Annotated in this window: 20 protein-coding genes; 10 read left to right on the forward strand and 10 right to left on the reverse strand. The window is 47.4% G+C overall.

All coding sequences use genetic code 11. The features are described from left to right. The first annotated feature begins 150 nt into the window (after positions 1-150). The 3 genes from H591_RS0110300 (at position 151) to H591_RS16015 (ending at position 2,385) form a co-directional block, all read left to right on the forward strand. Entirely contained in the window at positions 151-885 is a 735-nt protein-coding gene (locus H591_RS0110300) for a phosphoadenylyl-sulfate reductase (RefSeq protein ID WP_022966874.1), read from the forward strand. Between the two features lie 170 nt (positions 886-1,055). Next, positions 1,056-1,916, forward strand: coding sequence for a PA4780 family RIO1-like protein kinase (locus tag H591_RS0110310; protein WP_022966876.1), 861 nt, complete (start codon positions 1,056-1,058; stop codon positions 1,914-1,916). A 226-nt stretch (positions 1,917-2,142) separates the two neighbouring features. Next, complete coding sequence (locus tag H591_RS16015) at positions 2,143-2,385, forward strand: hypothetical protein (RefSeq protein ID WP_156853193.1); 243 nt, start codon at positions 2,143-2,145, stop codon at positions 2,383-2,385. Positions 2,386-3,074: 689 nt separating this feature from the next. On the opposite strand, the gene H591_RS0110315 is transcribed toward H591_RS16015, so the two are convergent. Next, positions 3,075-4,385 carry a type II toxin-antitoxin system HipA family toxin gene (locus H591_RS0110315; protein WP_022966877.1) on the reverse strand — a complete coding sequence of 437 codons (1,311 nt, stop codon included), beginning with the start codon at positions 4,383-4,385 and terminating at the stop codon, positions 3,075-3,077. Then, on the reverse strand, positions 4,385-4,714 hold the full coding sequence (locus H591_RS0110320; protein WP_022966878.1) for a helix-turn-helix transcriptional regulator: 330 nt from the start codon (positions 4,712-4,714) through the stop codon (positions 4,385-4,387). The genes H591_RS0110315 and H591_RS0110320 overlap by 1 nt, the downstream gene beginning before the upstream one ends. A 607-nt stretch (positions 4,715-5,321) precedes the next feature. On the opposite strand from H591_RS0110320, the gene H591_RS0110325 reads away from it, so the two are divergent. The 7 genes from H591_RS0110325 (at position 5,322) to H591_RS0110355 (ending at position 10,953) form a co-directional block, all read left to right on the forward strand. Continuing rightward, the gene (locus tag H591_RS0110325; protein WP_022966879.1) at positions 5,322-5,693 is read left to right on the forward strand and encodes a VOC family protein; all 372 of its coding nucleotides are present in this window, start codon (positions 5,322-5,324) and stop codon (positions 5,691-5,693) included. 11 nt (positions 5,694-5,704) lie between these two features. After that, positions 5,705-6,418: a cupin domain-containing protein gene (locus tag H591_RS15270; protein ID WP_022966880.1), complete on the forward strand. Its 714-nt coding sequence runs from the start codon at positions 5,705-5,707 to the stop codon at positions 6,416-6,418. After that, positions 6,415-6,669 carry a TIGR03643 family protein gene (locus tag H591_RS0110335; RefSeq protein ID WP_022966881.1) on the forward strand — a complete coding sequence of 85 codons (255 nt, stop codon included), beginning with the start codon at positions 6,415-6,417 and terminating at the stop codon, positions 6,667-6,669. The genes H591_RS15270 and H591_RS0110335 overlap by 4 nt, the downstream gene beginning before the upstream one ends. A 179-nt stretch (positions 6,670-6,848) precedes the next feature. Continuing rightward, a complete protein-coding gene (locus H591_RS0110340; protein ID WP_022966882.1) occupies positions 6,849-7,376 on the forward strand; it encodes a hypothetical protein in 528 nt (175 codons plus the stop codon). Positions 7,377-7,587: 211 nt separating this feature from the next. Beyond that, positions 7,588-8,466, forward strand: coding sequence for a methyltransferase domain-containing protein (locus H591_RS0110345; RefSeq protein ID WP_211219988.1), 879 nt, complete (start codon positions 7,588-7,590; stop codon positions 8,464-8,466). Positions 8,467-8,630: 164 nt separating this feature from the next. Beyond that, positions 8,631-10,013 carry a cytochrome c gene (locus tag H591_RS0110350; RefSeq protein ID WP_022966884.1) on the forward strand — a complete coding sequence of 461 codons (1,383 nt, stop codon included), beginning with the start codon at positions 8,631-8,633 and terminating at the stop codon, positions 10,011-10,013. Then, positions 10,006-10,953 carry a c-type cytochrome gene (locus H591_RS0110355; protein WP_022966885.1) on the forward strand — a complete coding sequence of 316 codons (948 nt, stop codon included), beginning with the start codon at positions 10,006-10,008 and terminating at the stop codon, positions 10,951-10,953. Before H591_RS0110350 ends, H591_RS0110355 begins: the two co-directional genes overlap by 8 nt. Before the next feature lie 144 nt (positions 10,954-11,097). Here H591_RS0110355 and H591_RS0110360 read toward each other — a convergent pair whose 3' ends face one another. The 8 genes from H591_RS0110360 to H591_RS0110395 form a co-directional block, all read right to left on the reverse strand. Beyond that, positions 11,098-12,939, reverse strand: coding sequence for a DUF294 nucleotidyltransferase-like domain-containing protein (locus H591_RS0110360; RefSeq protein WP_022966886.1), 1,842 nt, complete (start codon positions 12,937-12,939; stop codon positions 11,098-11,100). A 74-nt stretch (positions 12,940-13,013) separates the two neighbouring features. Next, a complete protein-coding gene (locus H591_RS0110365; protein ID WP_022966887.1) occupies positions 13,014-13,529 on the reverse strand; it encodes a hypothetical protein in 516 nt (171 codons plus the stop codon). 98 nt (positions 13,530-13,627) lie between these two features. Beyond that, the gene (locus tag H591_RS0110370) at positions 13,628-15,433 is read right to left on the reverse strand and encodes a sodium:solute symporter family protein (RefSeq protein WP_022966888.1); all 1,806 of its coding nucleotides are present in this window, start codon (positions 15,431-15,433) and stop codon (positions 13,628-13,630) included. Between the two features lie 6 nt (positions 15,434-15,439). Next, entirely contained in the window at positions 15,440-15,700 is a 261-nt protein-coding gene (locus H591_RS0110375) for a DUF4212 domain-containing protein (protein ID WP_028244352.1), read from the reverse strand. A 540-nt stretch (positions 15,701-16,240) separates the two neighbouring features. Further along, positions 16,241-16,798, reverse strand: a complete 558-nt coding sequence (locus tag H591_RS15275) for a sn-glycerol-3-phosphate transporter (RefSeq protein WP_156853194.1) — start codon at positions 16,796-16,798, stop codon at positions 16,241-16,243. A gap of 150 nt (positions 16,799-16,948) precedes the next feature. Then, on the reverse strand, positions 16,949-20,374 hold the full coding sequence (gene sbcC / locus H591_RS0110385) for an exonuclease subunit SbcC (RefSeq protein WP_022966891.1): 3,426 nt from the start codon (positions 20,372-20,374) through the stop codon (positions 16,949-16,951). Beyond that, entirely contained in the window at positions 20,371-21,591 is a 1,221-nt protein-coding gene (gene sbcD, locus H591_RS0110390; protein WP_022966892.1) for an exonuclease subunit SbcD, read from the reverse strand. Before sbcD ends, sbcC begins: the two co-directional genes overlap by 4 nt. A 110-nt stretch (positions 21,592-21,701) precedes the next feature. Next, positions 21,702-23,123, reverse strand: a complete 1,422-nt coding sequence (locus H591_RS0110395; protein WP_022966893.1) for a dihydrolipoyl dehydrogenase — start codon at positions 23,121-23,123, stop codon at positions 21,702-21,704. Positions 23,124-23,461 lie beyond the last annotated feature (338 nt).

Raw genomic sequence — 23,461 nt, forward strand, 5'->3', positions numbered from 1 at the left:
CCACCCAGACCATGCAAGATTAAGATGTTTTATAGGGTCAAGCATAACCATAAAGCATAAGCATAACGGTTTTTATTCATTCTAATCGTACTGCTGGGTTTGCTAGTATATGTGCATCTAAACATCGATATATTCTATTAGGAATCTAGCATGACTGCTTCAATTGACCTTCAGCAACTGATCGCTGATTGTGCCGACGCTTCACCAAAAGAGATTCTCAAGCATGCCTTTGCCGCTTTCGGTGATGAATTATGGCTGTCTTTTAGTGGTGCAGAAGATGTCGTTCTGCTGGATATGGCATGGAAAATCAATCCGCAGGTTAAAGTCTTTAGCTTAGATACCGGCCGTTTGCATCCAGAAACCTACCAGTTTATTGAAAAAGTCCGCGAGCATTATAAAATCAGCATCGAAGTGCTCTCCCCTGACGCACAACAGGTGCAAGACTTAGTTCGCGAAAAAGGCTTATTCAGCTTCTATAAAGATGGCCACAGTGAATGCTGTGGCGTGCGCAAGATTGCTCCACTGAAGCGTAAGCTCAGCACAGTCAAAGCCTGGGCGACCGGACAGCGTCGTGACCAAAGTCCTGGTACGCGCAGCAATGTCGCCGCCGTCGAGCTTGATGCAGCGTTCTCTACAGCAGAACAGCCGTTGTATAAGTTTAATCCACTGGCACAGATGAGCAGCGAAGATGTTTGGGCGTATATCCGCATGCTAGAGCTGCCCTACAACAGTTTGCATGAACGCGGCTTTATCAGTATTGGCTGTGAACCCTGCACCCGTCCTGTCCTGCCTAACCAACACGAACGCGAAGGCCGCTGGTGGTGGGAAGAAGCCACGCAAAAAGAATGCGGCTTACATGCAGGCAACATCATCACCGCGCAATAACTCTGCTTGCCGTGGGTTTAAGCAAATAATTGCAGTGCATTTCCCAATCGAATCACAATATAGCGCGCTAAGCTGGTTATACTTGGCGCGCTGTGAATGATGCCCAGCACTTGATCAACAGTTTTTAAGCATTTACTGTTGGTTTCTATCATTATTTATTCGGGAGCCCTATGAAAACCCCTGCACGCCTAATCCCTCTCGTTGAAGACGGGCTGATTGACGAGGTGTTACGCCCCCTGATGAATGGTAAAGAAGCTGCGGTGTATGTGGTTCGCAGTGGTGATGATATTCGTTGCGCCAAAGTCTACAAAGACATGGACAAACGCAGCTTTAAAAAAGCTTCGTTGTACCGTGAAGGCCGTAAAACCGGCAACAGCCGACGCTCGCGCGCCATGGAGAAAGGCTCCAAGTTTGGCCGCGAACAAGCCGAAGAAGCCTGGCAGAACGCCGAAGTGGATGCGTTGTATCGCTTAGCTGCTGCTGGTGTGCGCGTACCCGAACCCTATGGCTGTTTTGATGGCGTACTGCTGATGGAACTGGTGACCCTACCCGACGGCGAAGTTGCGCCACGCTTAAATGACGTCACCCTAGATGCCGAACAAGCGCGTAAAGACCACGCCACGCTGATGGAATCCGTTAAACGCATGCTTTGTGTGGGTTTGGTACACGGCGACTTATCTGAATTTAATGTGTTGGTTGATGAACACGGCCCGGTGATTATTGATCTACCCCAAGCCGTGGATGCAGCAGCAAATAACAACGCCTTTTTTATGCTCAACCGCGATGTAAATAACATCACCCAGTATTACGGCCAGTTCGCTCCGGAGTTGCTCGAGACACGTTTTAGCCCGGAGATGTGGAGCCTCTATAAAGAAGGCAAGCTAGAAATGGATACGGTTTTGACTGGCGAGTTCTTTGAGCCTGATACACCAGCAGACATTGATTCTGTGATGGCTGACATTCAAGCCGTACTCAGCGAAGAACGCGATCGCATCGCCCGCGCTAATGCTGAAGACTTTGAAGATTTTTAACCAGCGAACCTGTTCGCACTGACGCTGGCGTCATCCAAAAATATAAAAAACCCACTTAAAGCGGGTTTTTTATTAGCAGTAAAGCTTTTCAAACCATACACACCCTTTGAATATAGAAAAACCCAACAAAATAAGAATCATTCTCATAAGTAGAAGTAAGTCACAGAAAACAAATTACAGATGCTATAAAAATGACTTACTAGTCGCAAAGCGAGAGGGTTTTGTTATGAAAGAATTAACAGTCGCCTATGCAGTTTCCTTTGCAACACTAGCCTGCATTTTTATTTCAGCATGTTCTACAGGCGTTGAACAAAGACAACCTCGCAATTCACCCCAGCACTCGATTTCTGTATCCACACCATCAAGCGCAGCTTTAAAGATGGATTACACGGAGCAAGAGACTGCGCTATTGCAGTATGCTTCTCCAGATATAAACGCTAGCTCAGAGACAGAAACTTATGTTTTTTAGCTCTCTCTGAGTTGCAAGAAGCTATAACAACATTACGACTACAAATAGTTTTAGAACTTAAGTCTCGTTGGATTGACGATACTTAAGCCCAAACATAATCACCGCTTATAGTGGTTTCACACATCACTTTATTTATATATCCACAATCACTGCGCTTTCAAATAAGTACTCGGCGTGCCGTGACTGGAAATATACAAATAGCGCACTGCTCGGGTAGCCGCTACGTGGAATAAAGCGCGCTCATTTAAATCAGTTAAGCGCTGCTGATGAATATAAGGTGAAAAGCTGAGTTCTACATAACTTAGTAGCGACTCAACTTTGCTGGAAACGGTACGAAATGGCAGCTTTATTTCTAGCCAAGGCCCTTTCAGTAAGTTGTCTGGCTGCTCTGGGTCATGCAGGAATTGCTACATCAAACCAGCATCGCCCTGCCCTTAAAACTCTGCTGTGCTCATAGGAAAAGCATTGGATAAAAAATTTTCTAACTCTGATTTGATTTCGCGAGCGATGAGCGAGGCTGAGCAGTGTTTTTTGTTTGGAATGTCTCTCGACCCCTCTGGCACAGACTTGACGGTGATAATTTTTGAACTTACCCGCCTTCGCCTTGCGCATTAGTGTGAGCCGCGCACACCAGCACGACAAGGGTCTTAGCCTGCAAGATGCTTAACAGCGGCTGGGATTTGTCATTATCAAATGCGCAATCTAAGATTCGGTACCACCTCATCAATCAGCACTCGCGGCACTTGAGCCTCAGTCGCTAGTCTTTCCCAGCCGGACACTTTTTCAATAATCTCATCAATAACACTGTTAATAAAACTTCGGCTAAACAGCGGGCTCAGCCTCTCTAATGAATAAAAGTCTTTGCGCACAAAGTCATCACGCTTACCGTTAAGGCTCATCCAATGACTGTTAACCCATTTACTGCCGGGCTTATAGCTGTATGCCAAGTCGTATGCAGGCGCTAAACCCCACCTATCACCCCGCAGCATAAAACCGAAATTTTTTGCGTGATCATCGTGATTACGCGCCACAATATTAAACGCCATACGTCTAAATAACTGCTCAGCATCCACGGCAGAAAGTTTAAGCTGCCTTAAAACACCAAACAGCTCGGCATAGGAAAAAGACCCTGGTTTTTTGTAATCAACATGGGCAAGACCGTTGAGCGTTTGCACATGGACCTTCTCATTACCCACCCGATCAAAGCGCTGAGTAATAAAATGCCTGCGTTGACCTTCAGGTAGTAAGTGACAGGGCATCATGTCGATACCGCAGTCTTTAGCCATCAGATAATAAACAAACTCCATTGCACCAAAACCAAGTGGATCACCAAAGGTTTCTTGGTTTTCATTGTGCTCACTGACGCCATCAAATTTCATTAAGTAATGTGTGAAGCCTTCCGGCGCGTCAGCTTGGCCCGATCGTGCTTGAGTGAAATCAGCATTAAACGCAAGCACCGCTTTTGGCCTTGCACCGCCCGCACTCATACCTACAGACAGCAGTGCAAGCATCGCCTCTCGGTCGTCTGCATTATTTTTACTCCACTCTACAGAAAAATCATTGCGGGTATTTAAAATAGCTTGGGCAATAGACAGCAAGGAATCAATATCTACCTGCTGGGAAGCGTTAAGGCTTTTGATCTGGGTGGCTGGCGCATATTCAAGCGCGCCCATGCCGCGCGCCCCAGTATATTGCAGGCGCTGCAAAGGCGTAATGTCACTTGGAGATTTACCACGCATGGCCACCCAAGCATTTAACACAGCATTACCAAAATCGTCAGGTAGTGAGTCAGCCACCAATCCAGGCAAGCCTTTGAAAGTATTAAAATCCAATTCTGGAAAGCTATAAATACCTTGCGCTAAAGGCATTTTTAGCGGTGATAATTCAATGCCTTTGTTAATAAAACTTGGCGCATACTCAAACGCACCTAAGCCTGTTTGCGTATCAAAGCTGACTGCACCAACTTCATGCTGCTTGAAGCGGACATTTATAACTTCCATTACCATTCGGGCTCACCCTCTTCATTTGCTTTTTTTTGTCCTGAAGCACGTTGTCGCTGCCGACCTTGCAACTGGGCAAGCTGCAACGGAGATATCTGCTGTTTTGGCAAGAACAGTTCCAAATGACTGGTTAGATTTAATGCGAGCAAAATAGCCACAAACACCTCAAGCTGAGCCTTGCCTTTTTCAGCATTGATAACCTGCTTGCGACTCACGCCAACAGACTCAGCAACTTCTGCCTGGGTCAGATTTTGATTCAGCCGCGCTTGCTTTAAACGCTCACCGAGCTCTTCTGCGATAGCAGATGCTGATAGATTTGAAAGACTCATAAAGCTCCTTTATCTGCACTTAAACGCTATTAAAACATTTTACGCGCAAAATATAGCACCTTATAAATATCTTTAAAAGAAGACGGAACCACAAATAAGTCATGGTGAAAATACTTAAATATGAGTAAAGAGCCACGTTTACAGCCATAAATACTTATATTTGAGCTTTTATGTAAAACAGTGATCAAGTTTTAGGGCAGTAATCTTAGGACAGCGCGCAGACGTCAGAAAAATGCATCACACAATGAATGTTAAAAGCCTAAAAAACGCGCTGTGAGTAATCCGAAGGTCAAAGCGGAGACTACAAACTGGGTGTAAAACTCACTAATATTGGTCAGTTACTGTTCATGCGCAGAAGCGTCAGCCTAAGCTAAGAACAGATGCCTGAAAGAATGCAGACCAGTAAATATTAATGGCCATTTCAACTGATCTACTAAACTTACAAGGTCTTGTTTTTGAAAAGGAGGAATCATTGGCGTGGCTCGCTCATTTCAGTCATAAAAATGAGCTATTGCATTAAAAATCTTAATCACTTAACGCTACCAAACACTCTTTTTACAGGTAAAGTATTGAGCCTGCTCCATCAACCTCATTAGGAATATAAAACATGATCAGCTACGTAACCTTAGGTGTTAGCAATTTAGCCGCTGCGAAAGCATTTTACAGCGAATTACTCTCTGATTTAGGCGCTAAAGTCTTGATTGATATGGATCGCATCAGCTTTATTGGTAAAAGCATGGCAGCACCAATGCTCGCCGTTTGCACACCTTACAATGAAGAACCTGCTTCAGCGGGTAACGGTACGATGGTGGCATTCGCACCCGGTAGCAAAGAAGGTGTCGATGCGCTGTACAACAAAGCCATCGCTTTAGGTGCAAGCTGTGAAGGCGCACCCGGCGAGCGTATCCCTAATGTTTTTTATGGCGCTTACGTGAAAGACAGCGACGGCAATAAGCTGTGCTTTAACCACTTTATTTAAGATTTTATTCTATGCAATTAAATAGCGACTTCAGTCAGCGCGTGGTCATCCGTCCTGAGCAATATGCCTTTGTCGATTCGCCCTTAGCTGGCGTCAGTCGCATGATGCTTGAACGCGCCGGTGATGAGGTCGCGCGCGCCACCAGTATTGTGCGCTATGCCGCCGGCAGCGGTTATAGCGCGCACACCCATAATGGCGGCGAAGAAATCCTAGTATTAGCAGGCATCTTTTCCGACGAGCACGGTGATTACCCCACCGGGACTTATCTGCGTAATCCGCCCGGCACCTCGCATCAACCGTTCTCTAAGGATGGCTGCACTTTATTGGTCAAGCTCTGGCAATTTTCTGAAGACGACGCTACCCAACTGGCGTTACAGACCCAACAAGCCGATTGGTTGCCTGGTTTAGTCGATGGTTTATCAGTGCTGCCTTTGCATGAACACAATGGCGTTAATACAGCCTTGGTGCGCTGGGCAGCCCACACCCAATTTAATCGACATACACATCCTGGCGGTGAAGAAATTTTGGTGCTCGAAGGTTTGTTTTGTGATGCGTTAGGTGAATACCCTGCTGGAAGCTGGCTTAGAAACCCAAGATACAGCAGTCACGCGCCTTTCACTCTTGAGCAAGGTGCGCTGATTTACGTCAAAGTTGGGCACATTGATGCAGGCTTAATGGGCGATGGTTTTATTGATGCACAGGCCGAAAAAGAGCAAGCCGTATGAATCAGTTTGATCCCGCCAATCTGTCGCGCATTATCGAAATGGCTTGGGAAGATCGCACGCCTTTTGAAGCGATCGAGCAGCTCTATGGTTTGAATGAAAGCGCATTGATTGAACTGATGCGTAGCGAGCTCAAAGCCTCATCGTTTCGTTTGTGGCGCACGCGCGTTGGCGGTCGTAAAACCAAGCATCTGAAACTGCGCCATCCAGATATCAGCCGTGGCTACTGTGTTACGCAATATAAAATGCGCTAAAGCGCTGATTGCTAATTTTCAATATTCAAAGCTAAGCGTTTGTACTCTTATTTAACCTCTAAGCCGTATTCATCGAACATTACACAGAGTTTTAGAAGGCTTATTGATAGGCTTACTGAGCGACTTTATATTCGCAAAGTTATGCAAAGTCTTACCCATAAACCGCTATAGGAATCATCATGAAACCTGCATTATTCTTCTGCGCTATCTTGTGTGTATCGCAAGTTGCTTTTGCCGATAACTGCATTGAATTCGATCAGAAAAATTATTGTGAAGTTTGGCGCAATGCGCAAACAAGTATGCAAACCGTTGAGTTCTTAAGCAGCGGTGAATCGCTTGAGTCCTGGTCGACGATGATTACCGTACGAAACTATCCAGGGAAAACCGTCTTGAAAGACGTGATCCCAGAGTACATCAACAGTGTCAAACCTATGTTTGCACTCAAGCCGGATCTGCTCACACCAGATGACTCAGCTAACTTAGAAGAAGTGTATTTTAGAATGCTGCTGTTAGCGCCCAATAAATCTCATTATGAATATGTCATTAATAAGTTTTATCGTGACGATGACTCATCGGTGAAATCAATTTTTTACTCGTATCGCATTCCGTTTTCTCCAACAGTCGACTATGACCAAGTCACTCAAAACCGCAATGGTTGGACGCAGCAATTGCAAGCGCTCTCCATCGATGAATATTTAGCTCAGTAACACTTCTAGAAAACAGCACTGTTCGTTACGCTCTTTCCCTGTCTGCCTACAGCTGTAGCAAAGTAGCTTTAAATCTTCAGCAGGTGCTAAGGTGTTGCCTTATTTACCGCACGCCAAACCTGTTTTCAATTTCAATACGCAAGCCCATTGATGATAAGAAACACAGGCAGTGCCTGCCCTATCAAAAAATTTTGCTTTGCAGGTGCCCACCTTGTACGATGAATTAGAGTTTAACCACGATGACGAACTGATCGATGAGCTCAGAGACCTTGGCTACGACTTGGGTGATCACTCTTTATCTGAGTCAGATTTTAGAGACTTGGATTTTGACGAGTACGACTCAGGCGGCGCAGATATTATTTTAGACGTGCCCTATGTGCCCAGCGATGAAAAAATCGTCAGTGCCATGCTCGACTTAGCCCAGGTCACCAGCCAAGACATACTCTATGACCTCGGCTGTGGCGATGGTCGTATCGTTGTCGCTGCAGCGTTAGAGCGCAATACCCACGGCGTCGGCATTGATGTAGACCCAATGCGCATCACTGAAGCCATTGAGTACGCCGGGCATACCGGTGTTGAGCATTTAGTCCATTTTATTGAAGATGATTTACTCGAAGCTGAATTTGGCAATGCCACAGTGGTCACCCTGTATCTACTTGATTTGGTTAACTTGCAACTCAGACCACGATTGCTGGATGAGCTACGCCCTGGTACGCGAATCGTTTCGCACGCTTTTGATATGGGCGACTGGAAACCTGACCAACGTCAAAACTGCGGCAGTATAAATCTGTATAAATGGATTGTACCGGCAAAAGTAGCCGGTATTTGGGAGTGGCAAGCAACGACCGGTGAAGCCTACCGTGTCGAGCTTAAGCAGAAATATCAGCAAGTCACGGGTAAAGCATGGATTGATGGCGCAGCAGCCCAGCTAAAAAGTGTTTTGTTGAGCGGAGATTTAATCGAACTGCAGATTAAAAAAGATGCCAGCAGTCGCCCTGTCAGTTTTGTCATGCGCTGTGCGAGCAAACAATGGCTGGCGGTTGATGGAAACCTGCAAGCGAGCGCAGCAATTAAAATAGTAAACAGCTGAATATTCCTATTAAATTCAAACTATTTATTTATATTGTTAAAATATATATAAATAAATAGTAAGATAGCCGCCGAATTAAAATTAATTACATAATCGGCAGATATAACAGATGCCAAAACTAATCATCAACGATGGCAAATCTCTTGCCTGATGGAGTGCGGCTTATGAAAAAGTGGCCATTAACAATTGTTATCGCAGGTGTCGGGGGATTGGCACTGGCGTTCGGTTTGGCGCAAGTGCTACCCAATTTACGTACCAGCACCAGCACGATCGAAGTCAATATTAACGACCCAGAATTGATCAAAAAAGGCGAATACATCGCGCGGACAGCCGATTGCGTCGCCTGCCACACCACCCTTAACGGCGAAAAATTTGCTGGTGGGTTACCGATGTTAACGCCGCTGGGCGCGATCTATTCCACCAACATCACTCCAGATAAAGAAACAGGTATCGGCAATTACAGCTTTGTCGATTTCACTAACGCCACCAAGCATGGCGTGCGCAAAGATAACAGTGCGCTCTACCCGGCAATGCCCTACCCGTCTTACCAAATCATGCCTGACGAAGACATGGCGGCGATGTACGCCTACTTTATGTCAGGTGTAAAAGCCGTTAAACAAGCGAACAAGCCCAGCGAGATGCCACCGGTGCTGAACTGGCGCTGGCCGTTGGCCTACTGGCAGTTTCTCTTTGCTCCAGAGCGCACTTTTGTCCCAGAAACGGATGACGCCGTATTGGCACGCGGTCAGTATCTTATCGAAGGCCCCGGCCACTGTGGCTCTTGTCATACCGAGCGCGGGATCGGCTTCCAAGAAGTTGCCCTATCTAACGCTGACTCTGAAGAGTTTTTAAGTGGTGCGGTGATCGACGGCTGGCGCGCAAAAAGCCTGCGTGGCGAGCATGACGGTTTGGCTATTTGGAGCACCGCAGAGCTAGTGGACTTCTTTAAAACCGGACGCACTGACATCACCGCAGCCTTCGGTGCGATGGCTGAAGTGGTTGAGCACAGTACCCAATACATGACTGAAGATGATCTTTACGCCATGTCCGCGTATTTAAAAACCCTCAGCCCCAAGCCTGGCGAACCTGTAACAATCACAGCTAAAGTCGATACCACAACCCAGAAATTACTGGATGGTGTCTATGACTCACGCGGTGCAATTTTATACGCTGAATACTGCCAAATCTGCCACCGTGCTGACGGTAAAGGTGTGCCGCGTATTTTCCCAGCGCTAGACGGCAACAGCGCGGTCTATTCACGTGATGCTGACTCGGTACTGCAAATCACCCTAAGCGGCGGTCGGATGCCAGATACGCCACATGACCGCATGGCTTTTACCATGCCTGAGTTCATCAATCTCAGTGATGCTGACGTTGCCGAAGTGGTCAACTACATCCGCAACAGTTGGACCAACCAAGGCAGTACAGTGGATGTCGATGATGTGGTGCAAATGCGTCACTTCCTCAGTAAAAAACCTAAAGCCGGCACGGACTTTCCACCTGATTTAAGTATTACTGCAGCAGCACAAGGAGCAAACCATGAATAAATCACTATTCAATCTGCCTGACGTTGCTAGCGCTAGCGTTGTAAAAGTCTCGATGACGGCACTGGCTGTCGCTATCTGCACTTTTGCTCTCAGCGGTTGTGATTCACCCAAACCCATCGAACGTAATGCTACGCAGTTTGATTTGGTCACCACCGATGATGCCAACGAAGATATCGGCACCTATATTCTCCCGCAAGACACAGCGATCTTGAAAGAGCCCAATGCTGAGCAGATTTTCTACGGCAAACGCTTACTCAATGAAACCAAGCGTCTGATGCCGGAGCATGTGGGTGCACAGATGAACTGTAATAGTTGCCATATCTCACAGGGTAAAATCCCGCTGGGCGACCCGTACATCAACAGCTACAACTTCTACCCGCGAGTCATGCCGCGTGCTGAAAAAATGGTTGATTTAGAGATGCGGATCAACGGTTGCTTCCAACGCTCCATGAACGGTAAGCCGGTAGACCGCGAGTCAGCTGAAATGAAGGCAATGGTTGCTTATATGAAGTGGCTCTCACAAAACGTACCTAAAAATCAAAAAGTCGATATCAGCAATGCCGGTAAAGTTGATGAGTCATTGGTTGGCGACCCAGTACGCGGAGAAGTCATCTACCAGGTGCAATGTGCAACCTGTCATGGCGACAATGGTGAAGGCATTAAAGACAGCCGTGGCGATATTGTCTTCCCTCCGCTGTGGGGTGATGAGTCGTTTAATATCGGTGCCGGCATGGCGCGGACTTACAAAGCAGCGGCTTTTGTTAAATACAATATGCCTATGGGTATTCAAACCAAAGGGCTTTGGGGTCACGGTAACGTGTTAAGCGATCAAGATGCGGTTGACGTTGCACAATTCTTCACCCATAAGCCGCGCCCTGATTTCCCCGGCAAAGTGAATGACTGGCCAACGGGTAAAAAACCAAAAGACGCGCGCTATTAACAGAGCGTTTGAATACTAGATGGGAAAAAGCGCCACTTGCCTCCCTGCACGTGGCACTTTGAATGGCTATCGCGGATATAACTCGTCCAGACAGAGGGTTGGCTTTATTGCTTACTAAAGTAAGCCGCATAACACCGCACGTTGCTAGTAGGTCAAGTGATAACGATGGATCAAATACTTTTTAAAGTCCTTCACTACGGTCAGAGCATCGCGTAATAGCTGCCGCTCTAGCGCGGTTAGCATTTTAATGTTGATCTCGTTCGGCGCTTTATCATACTCAACAGGATCGTCACTGTAGCGCTCCATTTGCTGTTGCAAACGCACCTGAACAAAGTAACTCAGCGCCTCAGCCAAGTTATCGGCCAGTTCTTTATGCAACACGCCACGCTCCACTAGAATCTCTAAGCGTTTAAAGGTGTTGGTGTCGGCAATTTTATTTTCTAAAGCGATGCTGCGCACACCGTGCACAATCGGGAACACCCCAGCCTTTTTAATATCCAGCCCAGCGCTGTCTTTCAGTCGTCCGAAAAACGTTAATGGCGTATCAAAGCGCAAGGAAGCTTTAGCAAAATGAGCAAAGAAAATCTCATTGTCTTGAATACGGCGAAAGAAACTATTACGCGCCACTTTAAATAACGCAGTGTTACCCGCCACAGGCTTACTATCGCTGGCAATAGCGAGGTTCATCGTCGCCTCACCCTCAAAACTTTTACTCCAGCGCGTTAGCTTTTCTGTCCACTGCTTGGTGGAATTCACCCACTCTGGATTTGACACCATAATGTTGCCTGGGCATGGCGGAAAACCAAATGAAATCAGTGTTTCACTGAATGTATTCATGACCGTATGCATCTGCGGCCAATCCAAGCCGTCACGATAAATCAATCCATTATCCTGATCGGTTTTCATGATTTGTTCGCCGCGTCCTTCTGAACCCATCACAATCAAACAGACATGTGGGTGCACTTCCAGCGGCACAATCAAGTCAAACAACTTGCTCAAAATCTGGCTATTGAGTGCGGCCAATAACTCCATCACAAAACGGGTTTTCACCCCGGTGGAAATTAAGCCGCGAATTAAATCAGCCAAGCCAAATGATGCGGCACGTAACTCTTCAATGCTCTGCGCTCGCTCCACGCGTAAGCCAATCACATGGGAATGACTGGAAAAGTGACTGAGCACATCTGTCAACTCAACCACACCAAGCAACTTACGCTTAGCATCCATCACCACCACTCGCTCAATACGCTGCTGCGTCATAATAATCAGCGCGCTAAACAAATAATCATCGGGACTGATACTGATCAAGCGGTAACTGGCAATTTGCGAGACATCGGTTGTTAGTGGTAAACGCTCAATAATCACCGCATCGAGTAAATCGGTGCCAGTGACCATGCCGTAGCGGTTACCCTTTTTAGCTAACAAACAATCGGCTTTCTGCTCGCGCATCAGACGTGTGGCGTCCTCAATAGAGGTGCCTTCATCAACAATCAGCGGTTCACGAATATTGCTATCGGCAATGCGCGACAGCATAAACTCGGCCATATCTTGATTGTCTGCATGCTGAGCTAAAATCTGCCGTTTAGCGGTTAAACTTTGCTGAAAGTAATCTGCAAACAGTGGGTTGCTGTCAATTAAATCAAGCAAGATTTGCGTTGGAATTAAGTGACACAAGGTTGCTTCAACAGCAATGAAGTTATGAATCGCATGGCCATTAAACACTGACCAACTGCCAAAATACTCGCCAGCCTCATAATGCATAAAGGCGGTTTGTTGCTGGACTAATTGTTCGCTTGGTTGCGCGCTGCACTCACTTTCAGCGACACGTCCTTTAAGCAGAACAAATACACCTTGCGACGGCTCTCCGGCCGCAATCAAGATATCTAAAGGCTGATATTCTCTGCGCTCAATATTTTCAAGCAACAGGGCTTTTTCACTGTCGGTCAACAAGCTAAAAGGCACGTGATCAACATTAAAAGTATCTGGCATTCTGCAACTCCTCTTGCCTCAGCCAATTAGAGACACCTAAGGTGCCGTCAATTCCTTGGCAACGCTATACTCACTTAGTTGGAGGACTGACATACCGCAACGAATAGTGGGCTATCACGTTCAACAAGCTGAGGTTGCTTGGAGAGCACTTGCTGCTCATCGCTCACCGCAATTCTTTGCGCTTCAGTGCAATTCATCACATAGCGCTGATGTGTTACCACATCGATGTACTTCTTCTCAAAACGGTACTCAATAAATTCCACCAGTGTTAAACCATCAAGATTACGAACTTGAAGATTATTGGTATCCACTACGGTAAACACCGTTGTCATTGGGTAAAAAAACGTCCATGGACGCCAGAACACTTCGCCTTGCTGGCTCGAGGTCACCACAGAGCCTTCTGGCTGACGTGAAGACTGATGATCAAACCAGTTGTATTCAAAATAAATCTGATAACCGAGCATGCCTAAGCCGGCAAACCCAGGAATAATCCACTTCGGTAGTTTCTGTCTAGATATTGAGCGCAGTAAAAAAGCGATGCCGGCGGCGCCCAAACCTGCACTGAATGTTGCAACTAAATGCCAAATCATAGGTATCTCTTCTTGTTATAAATAAAACGGGCCTCAATCAAGAAGCCCGTGGTGTTACGTGTCTAAGCAACTAATGCTACCTAGCTATTACTTGATCATCAATGATCAACCGCAGCACCCGCACCTTTCGGTGAACGTACGCTTTCAACGAGATCTTGAATGTATTGTGGCGTTGGAGCAGTAATGCTGCACACTGCGTAAGCAACCACAAAGTTAATCATCGCACCCACCGCACCGAAGGACAGAGGTGAAACACCCATGACCCAATGCTCAGGTGTGTTTGGTAACATCGCTGTGCTTGCTACGAAGAACCAACCTAAGTAAGTGAAGATATACAGCAAGGTGCAACCTAGACCAGCAACCATGCCAGCAATCGCGCCTTTATCGTTCATCTTCTTAGAGAAGATACCCATCATCAGTGCAGGGAAGATTGACGCGCCAGCAATACCGAACGCCAGTGCCACAACCTGCGCGGCAAAGCCTGGAGGGTTAAGCCCTAACCAAGTTGCCATCACAATCGCTGCTGCCATGGAGATCCGTGCCGCCAACATTTCGCCTTTCTCTGAAATATTAGGATTGATGGTTTTCTTGATTAAGTCATGACTGATTGCTGCAGAAATCGCCAACAACAAACCTGCTGCTGTTGATAACGCTGCGGCAATACCACCGGCTGCAATCAAACCAATCACCCATGAAGGCAAGTTAGCAATTTCAGGGTTGGCCAATACTAAGATGTCATTGTTAACCGTCAGCTCGTTACCTGCCCAACCACGCTTCTCAGCATCGGCAGCGAATGTTGCGTTAGTGTCATCATAGAACTGGATTTGGCCGTCTTTGTTTTTGTCTTCGAACTTGATCAGACCAGTGCCTTCCCAAGTTTTAACCCACTCTGGACGATCTGCGTACTGGATTGAGTTACCCAGAATTTGATCATAGCTGTCCATGTTCACAACTTCTTTTGCTGCTTCTGGGTAAACCGTAGTCAGCAAGTTCAAGCGCGCCATTGAAGCAACCGCTGGAGCTGTTAAGTAAAGCAGTGCAATAAACACTAACGCCCAACCCGCTGACCAACGTGCATCAGCAACCTTAGGTACAGTGAAGAAGCGAATGATTACGTGTGGCAGACCGGCAGTACCGACCATCAGAGACAGAGTGAACAACACCATGTTCAAGTGGCTTGGTACATCAGCTGTGTAGTCACGGAAGCCCAGTTCAACCAATACTTCAGTCAGTTTCTGTAACAGTGGCGCACCCGACTCAGCGTGCGTACCGAACATACCAAACATAGGAATTGGATTGTTGGTCAATTGTAGAGAGATAAATACCGCTGGAATGGTGTAAGCAATGATCAGTACCACATACTGCGCAACCTGCGTGTAAGTAATACCTTTCATGCCACCGAATACCGCGTACAAGAACACGATCAGTGCTGCGATCCAGATACCTGCTTCACTGCTCACTTCTAAGAAGCGTGAGAATGCAACGCCAGCACCGGTCATTTGACCGATAACGTAGGTCACAGAAGCTAGAATCAAGCACAGTACCGCCATCAGGCGTGCACCACGGCTGTAAAAACGCTCACCGATGAAATCAGGTACGGTGAACTTACCGAGTTTACGCAAGTAAGGCGCAAGCAACATCGCCAAGATGACGTAGCCACCGGTCCAACCCATTAAATAGGCCGAACTGGCGTAACCGGTTGCCGCAATGATACCGGCCATTGAAATGAATGATGCAGCTGACATCCAGTCCGCAGCGGTTGCCATACCATTGGCAATGGGGTGAACACCACCACCTGCAACGTAGAACTCTTTCGTTGAGCCGGCGCGGGCCCAGTACGCGATACCGATGTAAAGCAGGAAGGACCCACCCACAAACAGCATATTGATCATAAATTGGCTCATGCTGTCTTACTCCTCGAGACCGAATTTTTTATCGAGTTTGTTCATTCTCCACGCATAGAAGAAGATCAACGCGATAAAGGTTAATAGAGCTCCTTGTTGGGCGAACCAGAAACCCAAATCAGTTCCACCGACGGCAATACCGGACAGTAGAGGTCTGAGTAGAATGCCAAAGCCGTATGAAACCAAAGCCCATACAAACATAGAGCCTGCGATTAAGCGGAGGTTTGCCGACCAGTAGGCAGCAGCATTTGTTTTGTCATCTTGCATAATGCTCACCATTGTTTTTTTATTTGTGGATTGAAGTGCAGCGTGGCAGTGCAAATTTACCAAGCTAAACCCTCGCGATATAACCCCCTGCTTTAGTCTATTCGCCATTTGTAGACGCATTTTTAAACTCGAAAATAGGTGTTATTTTTCTATTTTTTGTAGAATTTAGCTTTATTTTGCAGAATTTAGCCGAAATAATTTAAAAGACACCACCAGAAAAATATATTTCAAGCAGAGACATATTTCTAATTGTGACCAGAAAATACAATTACCAGAGACTTTTCTGCTGTTTTAACCAGCAAAGCAGCCTCGTGAACAGGTTATTTAGGCTGTGCTTTTCCAAGCAAATATTTGCAAAAACTTTTGCTTCGATCAGATTCAAAAACAACGATTTCGGATCAAATTGGTCGCGAGTTGCGCTGTTAGAGAAAACCTTAATAGGTTCATTAAAACGTATCGTAGTTTTAGACGAAGACGCGCTGCACGGTTGCAGGAAGCACTTAGACAAGAGCGCGTAAGGAAGGATTAGTAGTTGTGTGATTACAATTGAAAACCAATATTAATCATGGTCGCAGCAGCTCCGAGCAAAACAATTTCGGCACTGGCTCGCCGGTATTTCACCCCAACAGAAGGAATAATGACTGGAGCAATTTCAAAACGATTCAATGGGATTTTATCGCGGTACTCACCCTTGTAGCCGTACAGCAACCCTGCTGTGACTTTGCTGTAAAAAGGCGTGCCAGCATAATCAAAGCGTTTACCGACATAACCGTAGTAAGAACGCTGATCAAATGAGTGCAAGAAGGTTGCTGCGCCGAACAAGTAGCTGTCCGCTGTGTGACGCTCTAAGCCAAACAACTCTTGATTATTATTATGCTCAGGGTTGTGTTTAAAGTGCTTAGTGTGCACGCTGGCCTGCACAACCCAGTATGGCTCTGCTGGCACGGGCTTCAGAAGATCACCCACATAAGAGGTCAATGCCTTGTACGAAGTAGCGCTTTGCTCTTGCAACACTGGCGCCTGCTTGGCTTGCGCACTTGAGTGGAAAAAAAACGTACAGAGTGCAAATAGAGATATCGTTAAAGGTATTGAATTCATTGCGTTTCTTAATCTTCAGTATGATTTTCATTAGATAGGAAATCGTGGCAAGCCAAAGGTTTGATGAATAATAAATCATTTGCAATAAACACTATACAAACATTGAGATAATTACGATTAGCCTGCCTAAGCGTGCAAACGCTGTCTTAGTCAACTCACACGATAACAATCATCCAAGCTGCTATAGCCCATGCCAGCACTTTTGCGCACTTTGATCTGTACCGGAATACGCTCTTTTAACGCCTCAACGTGACTGATAATGCCGATGGTTTTCCCCTCGGCATTGAGATTATCCAGCGCATTGAGCGCCATTTCTAACGTTTCATTATCTAACGTGCCAAAACCTTCATCTAAGAATAACGAATCAATTCGAGTCTTTTGACTGACCAGCTCTGACAAGGCTAAAGCCAGCGCCAAACTGACCAGAAAACTTTCTCCGCCAGACAAGGTGCGGGTGTCACGCTGCGTATCACCTTGCCAAGTGTCGATAATCTCGATTTCCAACTCACCCTGCTCACGGCGACTCAGTTGATAACGGTTATGCAACAGCGCCAACTGCTGATTGGCCAAACTGACCAAATGATCCAAGGTTAGCCCCTGGACAAACTTACGATACTTACTGCCATCGGCGGAGCCAATTAAACCGTTGAGCTGCTGCCATTGATCGTAAAGTACTTTTTGTTGCTCAATGCTTTGCAACAAACTTTGCTGAGTATCACGGTTATGACTATCGGTTTTTAAAGCATGCTCTAAAGTACCTAGCTTGCGGTTTAGCTCGCTTAACTGCTGATCTATTGCTGTACGTTGCTCAGCCAATTCAGCGCTGGAGTGTTCGGTTTCCGGCTGAATGCTGAGTTGTTCAATCTGCTCGGTGGTGGCGGTCAATAAAGTCTGCGCAGTCTGCAGCTGGGTATCCAATTCTTGCTTAAGCGTGTGCAGTTGCTGTGCCTGTTCGGCGGGTAACAATGCTCGTAAAAACGCCTGCTCATCAGCAAAAGCACTCTGAGATAAACGCGCTTGCCACTCGGTTTGCAGGGTTGCAGCACTGGTCTGCGCCTCGTTTAAGCGTTCAGTTAAACTGTGCACCTGCCCTTGTACTTGGGCTAACTGGCTTTCACTGCGTTGCAACTCTACTTGGCTGGCCGCTAAGGCTTGCGCGATGTCTGTGACGGACGCAGATGCCTGCTTTGGATTGACATCAAGATCTAGCCAGTGCTTTTGTGCGGCTTGCTGTTCTTTCTCGGCGCTGCGCAGTTCTGCCTGTAAAGCATTGATGCGCAGTGCCAGCTCTTTGAGCTGGGCTTCCCCTCGCTTCCAGTGCTGTGCTTCTTGCTCACGCGCCTGCAACCACTGTTCAGGATCCTGCGGCAAGCTATAACCTAAACCATCAAGCTGCTGCTCAAGCAGCCGTTGCTGTTGTTGCAGCTCATCTTGCAATACAGCACAGCGTTTGATTAAGTCAGCCTCTTGTTGCTGTTGATGCTTGAGACTACTTTGTAACGTACTCATCTGTTGCTGCAGATCACGCAATGCTTGCTCAGCCTGACGGTATTGCTGCTCACTGCCAGCTAAGCTTTCTTGCGCTTTTGCAATGTTATTGAGACGCTGCTGACAGTCAGTCATGCGCTGCTTAAAGTCTGTCATAGACGCATTAAAGTCTGCTTGCGACAGGTCTTCAGCCAAACCCAACATAGACAGATGATTCGCTTTCTCAGTGATGATAGTTTGCAACTCCAGCTCATCTGCAGCGTGCTGCTTAATCAGCTGCTCGCGCTGACTGATAAGCTTGGCTAAATGCTCGGCGCAAGCGACGCCCTGCTCTCGTACACTTTCTCGCTCCGCTTGCTTAGTCTCTAACGCCTGCTCGGTTTGCGTTACATCTAGAGCTTGATAGGCACTGACTGCTGGATGTTCTAAAGCACCACACAGCGGGCACGGCTCATCGGCTTGCAATTGCGCACGGTAAGCTTCCAGACCGGCAATACGTCTTTCTTGGGCCAGTAGTTGCTCTTTATCCTTTACTTGCTCATTTAAGTCTTTATAGGCTGTGCGCAAACTCTCGCGTCGTGTTTCCTGCTCAGCAATCTGCCCTATAAGCACGCTGCAATGTTCTGCGCGTTCAGTCAGCGCGTTCTGTTTAGCGCGCTCGTTGCTGTAGCCTTGCAATAACCATTGATAATACTGGCTTTGCCCGTGCAATTGACCGAGCCGTTCTTGCCAAGCACTAACGCTGCGCTGCTCAAGCACTTGTTCTAATGCCTGCTGTTGCGATTGCCAAGCGTGTTGGAGCGGTTTGAGCGCTTCATTTTGCAGCTGATAAAGAGCGTCCTGTTTGGCTAAGTCGGCGCTGAGCTTGGTGATGCCAACCGCTAGTTTTTGTTGCTCAGTTTGATCGCTTTGAATCGCTACTTGCTGTCGACTCAGCAAAGCAAATTCATTACGCCAAGCACTAAGGTGCTCGGTTAATTGTCCATGCTGCGCTGTATTCTCAAGCTGTGCGATCAACTGCTGCTCTGCGTCTTGCGCTGACTGCAGTTGCGCATTTATCTGCTCAACAGCCTGCTCAGCATACTGATAGCGCTGCCACGACCATTGCTCGGCTTCTTGCTTAAAGGTCCGCTCTTTTTCCTGGGTGATATTTAAGTTCTGCTGACTTTGCCGTGCCACCTGTTCAGCCGTTTGTAGGGCTTTATAGTCCGCCTGTAACTCAGCAGCTGGGGCATGCTCGGCCAAGCGTTGTAAATCAACACTATGCGACTGTTGTCGAGCTTCGACATTCTGCAATTGCAGCTGGGCTTTGCTTTGATTGGCTTGCGCCTGATCCAAACTACTGCGCCATTGTTGTTGTTGCTGTAATTGATCTTGCTGCTGTTTCAGCACAACGCCTTGTTGCTCAGCTTCGGCTAACTGCGACTGGATTTCACTGAGCTCTTCGGCACTGAGCAGCTGCAAGCCAGCAGCATGACTACTGAGATTTTGCAGTGCATGACGCTGCTCTTTTTGTGTTTCATAGACGTGCTGAGAAATCGCACCGTAAATTTCAGTGCCAGTCAATTGCTCTAACAACCCGGCGCGGTCATTGGCGTTGGCTTCTAAAAAAGCGGCAAAACCGCCCTGCGCCAGCATCATCGATTGGGTAAAGCGCTGGAAATCCAAACCGGTTAAACGTTCAACTTCTTTCGGTTTTTCGCTGAGCTTATCGGTAATAATTCGACCGTCAATATAGGCCAGTTCGGTTTTTGCATCTTGTAGCGCACCATCGGCTTTATCACGGGCACGGCGCTGACTCCAAAAGGCGCGATAGCCTTGATCCTTGACGGCAAACTCGACTTCCACCAAACAATCGCTGGTGTGGCGCGTCATCAGCTCGTTGCTGTTTTTGGAAATGCTGCTCATGCGCGGTGTGCGACTGTAGAGCGCCAAACAAATGGCATCCAGCAAAGTGGTTTTACCCGCTCCGGTGGGTCCGGTAATGGCAAACAGACTGCTGCCATTAAACGGTTCTTTAGTGAAGTCGATCTTCCACTCACCCTTCAGCGCATTGATGTTTTTTAAACGGATGCTAAGAATTTTCATGCCTCAGTCTCCTGCAGCGACTCCAGCACTTGCGCATGTAAACCTTTCAGCACCTCGATCTCGGCATCACTCAGTTCTTCATCGTGCAAACGTTTGGTGAAGACTTCATCAGGAGAGAGTTCTGCCAGCACTTCACCGGAATTACGAGTTAAACCCGCAATTTTATTACCACGCAAACGGCGCACGCGCAGCACTTCCACAGGCAAATCGGCGCATAGCGCGGCAACTCGCTCATCAAGATCACTGTAATAATCATCGACTTGAACTTGAATCTCAAGCCAAGCCACAGCATCAGGATCCAGCTGCCCTGCCAGTTCAGCACATTGCTTTTGCAGCTGCGCCAAACTGCCAGATAAAGAAATCAAGCGCTGAAAACATGGGATTTCCAGCACTGCAACGCGCTGTAAACCATTAGCATCTAAATCCACTTGCAGTAGCTCTTTTTGCTGCTTGGACTCATCAAAACTCAAGGCAATCGGTGAGCCGCTGTAACGAATGTGCTCAAGACCTGCAACTTTTTGCGGACGATGAATATGGCCGAGCGCTAAATAATCAAAGGCTGGAAAAGCATCGGTTGGAAAGGCGGTTAAGCTGCCGACATAAATCTCGCGCACCGACTCAGTCAGACTGACGCCCACAGTGGTTAAATGCCCGGTACCAATAATGGGTACATTGACACCCAACTGCGCACGTTTAGCTTCAGCTTTAGCAAACAATTGCGCGTAGTGTTCAGCAATCGCCTGCTGTAAATCGCTTTGTTTATCTTCGGCACTTTGCCCAGCCTGGCTGCGCTGCACATCACGCGGGCGAATAAAAGGAATTGCACAGACAATCGCACCGACTTGACCATTGCGCTGCTTAACCACCAGCACCTGCTGATCTAGATTTTCTGCCACACTGGAGATCACCTGAGTATTAAGTTGTGCCAGTAAGTCCTTGCTTTCATTGAGCATGGCGACCGAATCATGGTTACCGGCAAGGATCAGCAACTGACAGCCAGTGGCCTGCATCTGCACAATAAAACGGTTGTATTGCTCTCGCGCATAGCTGGGCGGAGTGCCGGTATCAAAAATATCGCCCGCAATAATTAACGCATCTGCTTGCTGCTCAACCACAGTCTGCACCAGCCAATCACACCAAGCGCGATGTTCAGCTTGTCGGGTTTTACCCATAAAATGCTGGCCAAGATGCCAATCTGAAGTATGTAAAATGCGCATGCGCTTGCGTCCTTTTGCTGTGTATGTACGCGAAAGAGGTCATAAAAAAGCCCGCGGCTCACCGAGTCACTTTAAAAGGACTCAACAAACAGCGGGCATAGTGTAGACGATTATGCGTCGGCTAAAACCAAGCCAAAGGGTAAACCTGCAGGATCAGGGATATGTCTGGCGATATCTTGCAAGGCGCTTTGTATCGTTTCTTCCACAACCGGATGATAGAAAGGTATTTGCAATAGGCTATGCACCGTCTCTTGGCGCTGAATTGCCAGCACCAAAAACTGCGCGACATGCTCAGCGCGCATACCCAACATACTGGCGCCCAGTAACTCACCGCTGGCTTTATCAGCGTACACACGCAGCACACCTTCGTGCTTAGACAATACTTGGCTGCGACCATTGCTCTGGGTTTTCGCCGTACCAATCAAAATATCATCGGGATTCAGTTGATCAAAACGCGCACCGACACTGATCACATCAGGATGAGTAAAGGCAATTGCGATCGGTGTTTTACGTTTAAAGGCAAGCGGCTTTGCTTGTACAGCATTAAAGCCTGCCATCGCACCTTCATCTGCAGCCTCATGCATTAACGCACGCTGGCCATTGCTATCACCAACAATAAACACCGGATGTTCACCCAGCTGCATGGTTTGCGGATTAAACAGCGGCTGACCACGTTCATCGAGCTCAAAGCCTACTTCGGCAAGATTAAGCTGATCGGTATTGGCTCGACGACCAAGCGCCACCAGCACCTTATCCACACGGACCTGCTGGTCACCGGCTTTCAGTAATACGCCCTGCTCGGCTTGCGCCAGTTCAGCAGGAGCACCAAGATACAGCTTTATCTCTTTAGCAAACTCGGCCAACGCATATTTGCTCACTTCTGGGTCACTGATACCGCCAACGCTAGTGGCCATATCCGCGCCATGCACTTCAACACCCAAACGTGATAACGCCAAACCCATTTCCAAACCAATCGCACCTAAACCGAGAATACCAATGCTTTTGGGCAATTCTTGCATCTCAAAAAACTCATCAGTGGTAAGGCAATGCTCAGCAAAAGGCTGCAAGAAACCTGGCATGACTGGACGTGAACCGGTAGCGATAATCACCGCTTTGGCTTGGATCTGCTGCTTGCCATGGGCTTGTTCAACCTCAAGTAAAGTTGGCGTTAGAAAACGCACACGCCCCATAATCAACTGCTCACCGGCAGCACGCTCAGCGCCCTCGGCAGCACCTCCGGCGAATTTATCGCGTTGACGGCGCAACTCAGCCCACGCCTGTTGTGTGTCAAGCTGCAAGTGCTCAGCACCACTGATACCGTAGCGTGGAAAATTTTTCTGCGCATGCCAAGAGTCGCCAATATGCAGCGCCACTTTCGACGGCATACAACCGACTCGCGCACAGGTCGTACCCAAGGGGCCAGTATCGATCAAAACAAAGCTTTTCTTGGCTCGACGCACTTCACGCAACGCATACAAACCTGCAGTACCGGCACCAATAATTGCGACATCGACATTCATTTGCTCAGACATACTCGCCTCCATTGATTCATCTTGCCTTTACGCTAGCACATATAGAGCGTGAATAATCACTATCAAATACTTTTATATATAATATATTCAGCAACTGCGCATAACGTTACAAACGGTGCACTGGGCTGATGTAAGTGGCAAAACTAGGAGTCAATGACTTAACACCCGCAGATCGCAGGTATGACCTGCTCATACAGAGCCTGACAAACTAAGCGAGATAGTCAATCTATTCAAAAAAGAGACACGCGCAAATCCAACTGACAGCAGCAATGGTCAACGAGTGCTGTGCTGGATCTGTGGTTAGCGTAGCCAGGGATGGCGTAGCCCCGAATCGAGTC

The organism is Denitrificimonas caeni DSM 24390 (genome assembly GCF_000421765.1).
GTDB lineage: Bacteria > Pseudomonadota > Gammaproteobacteria > Pseudomonadales > Pseudomonadaceae > Denitrificimonas > Denitrificimonas caeni.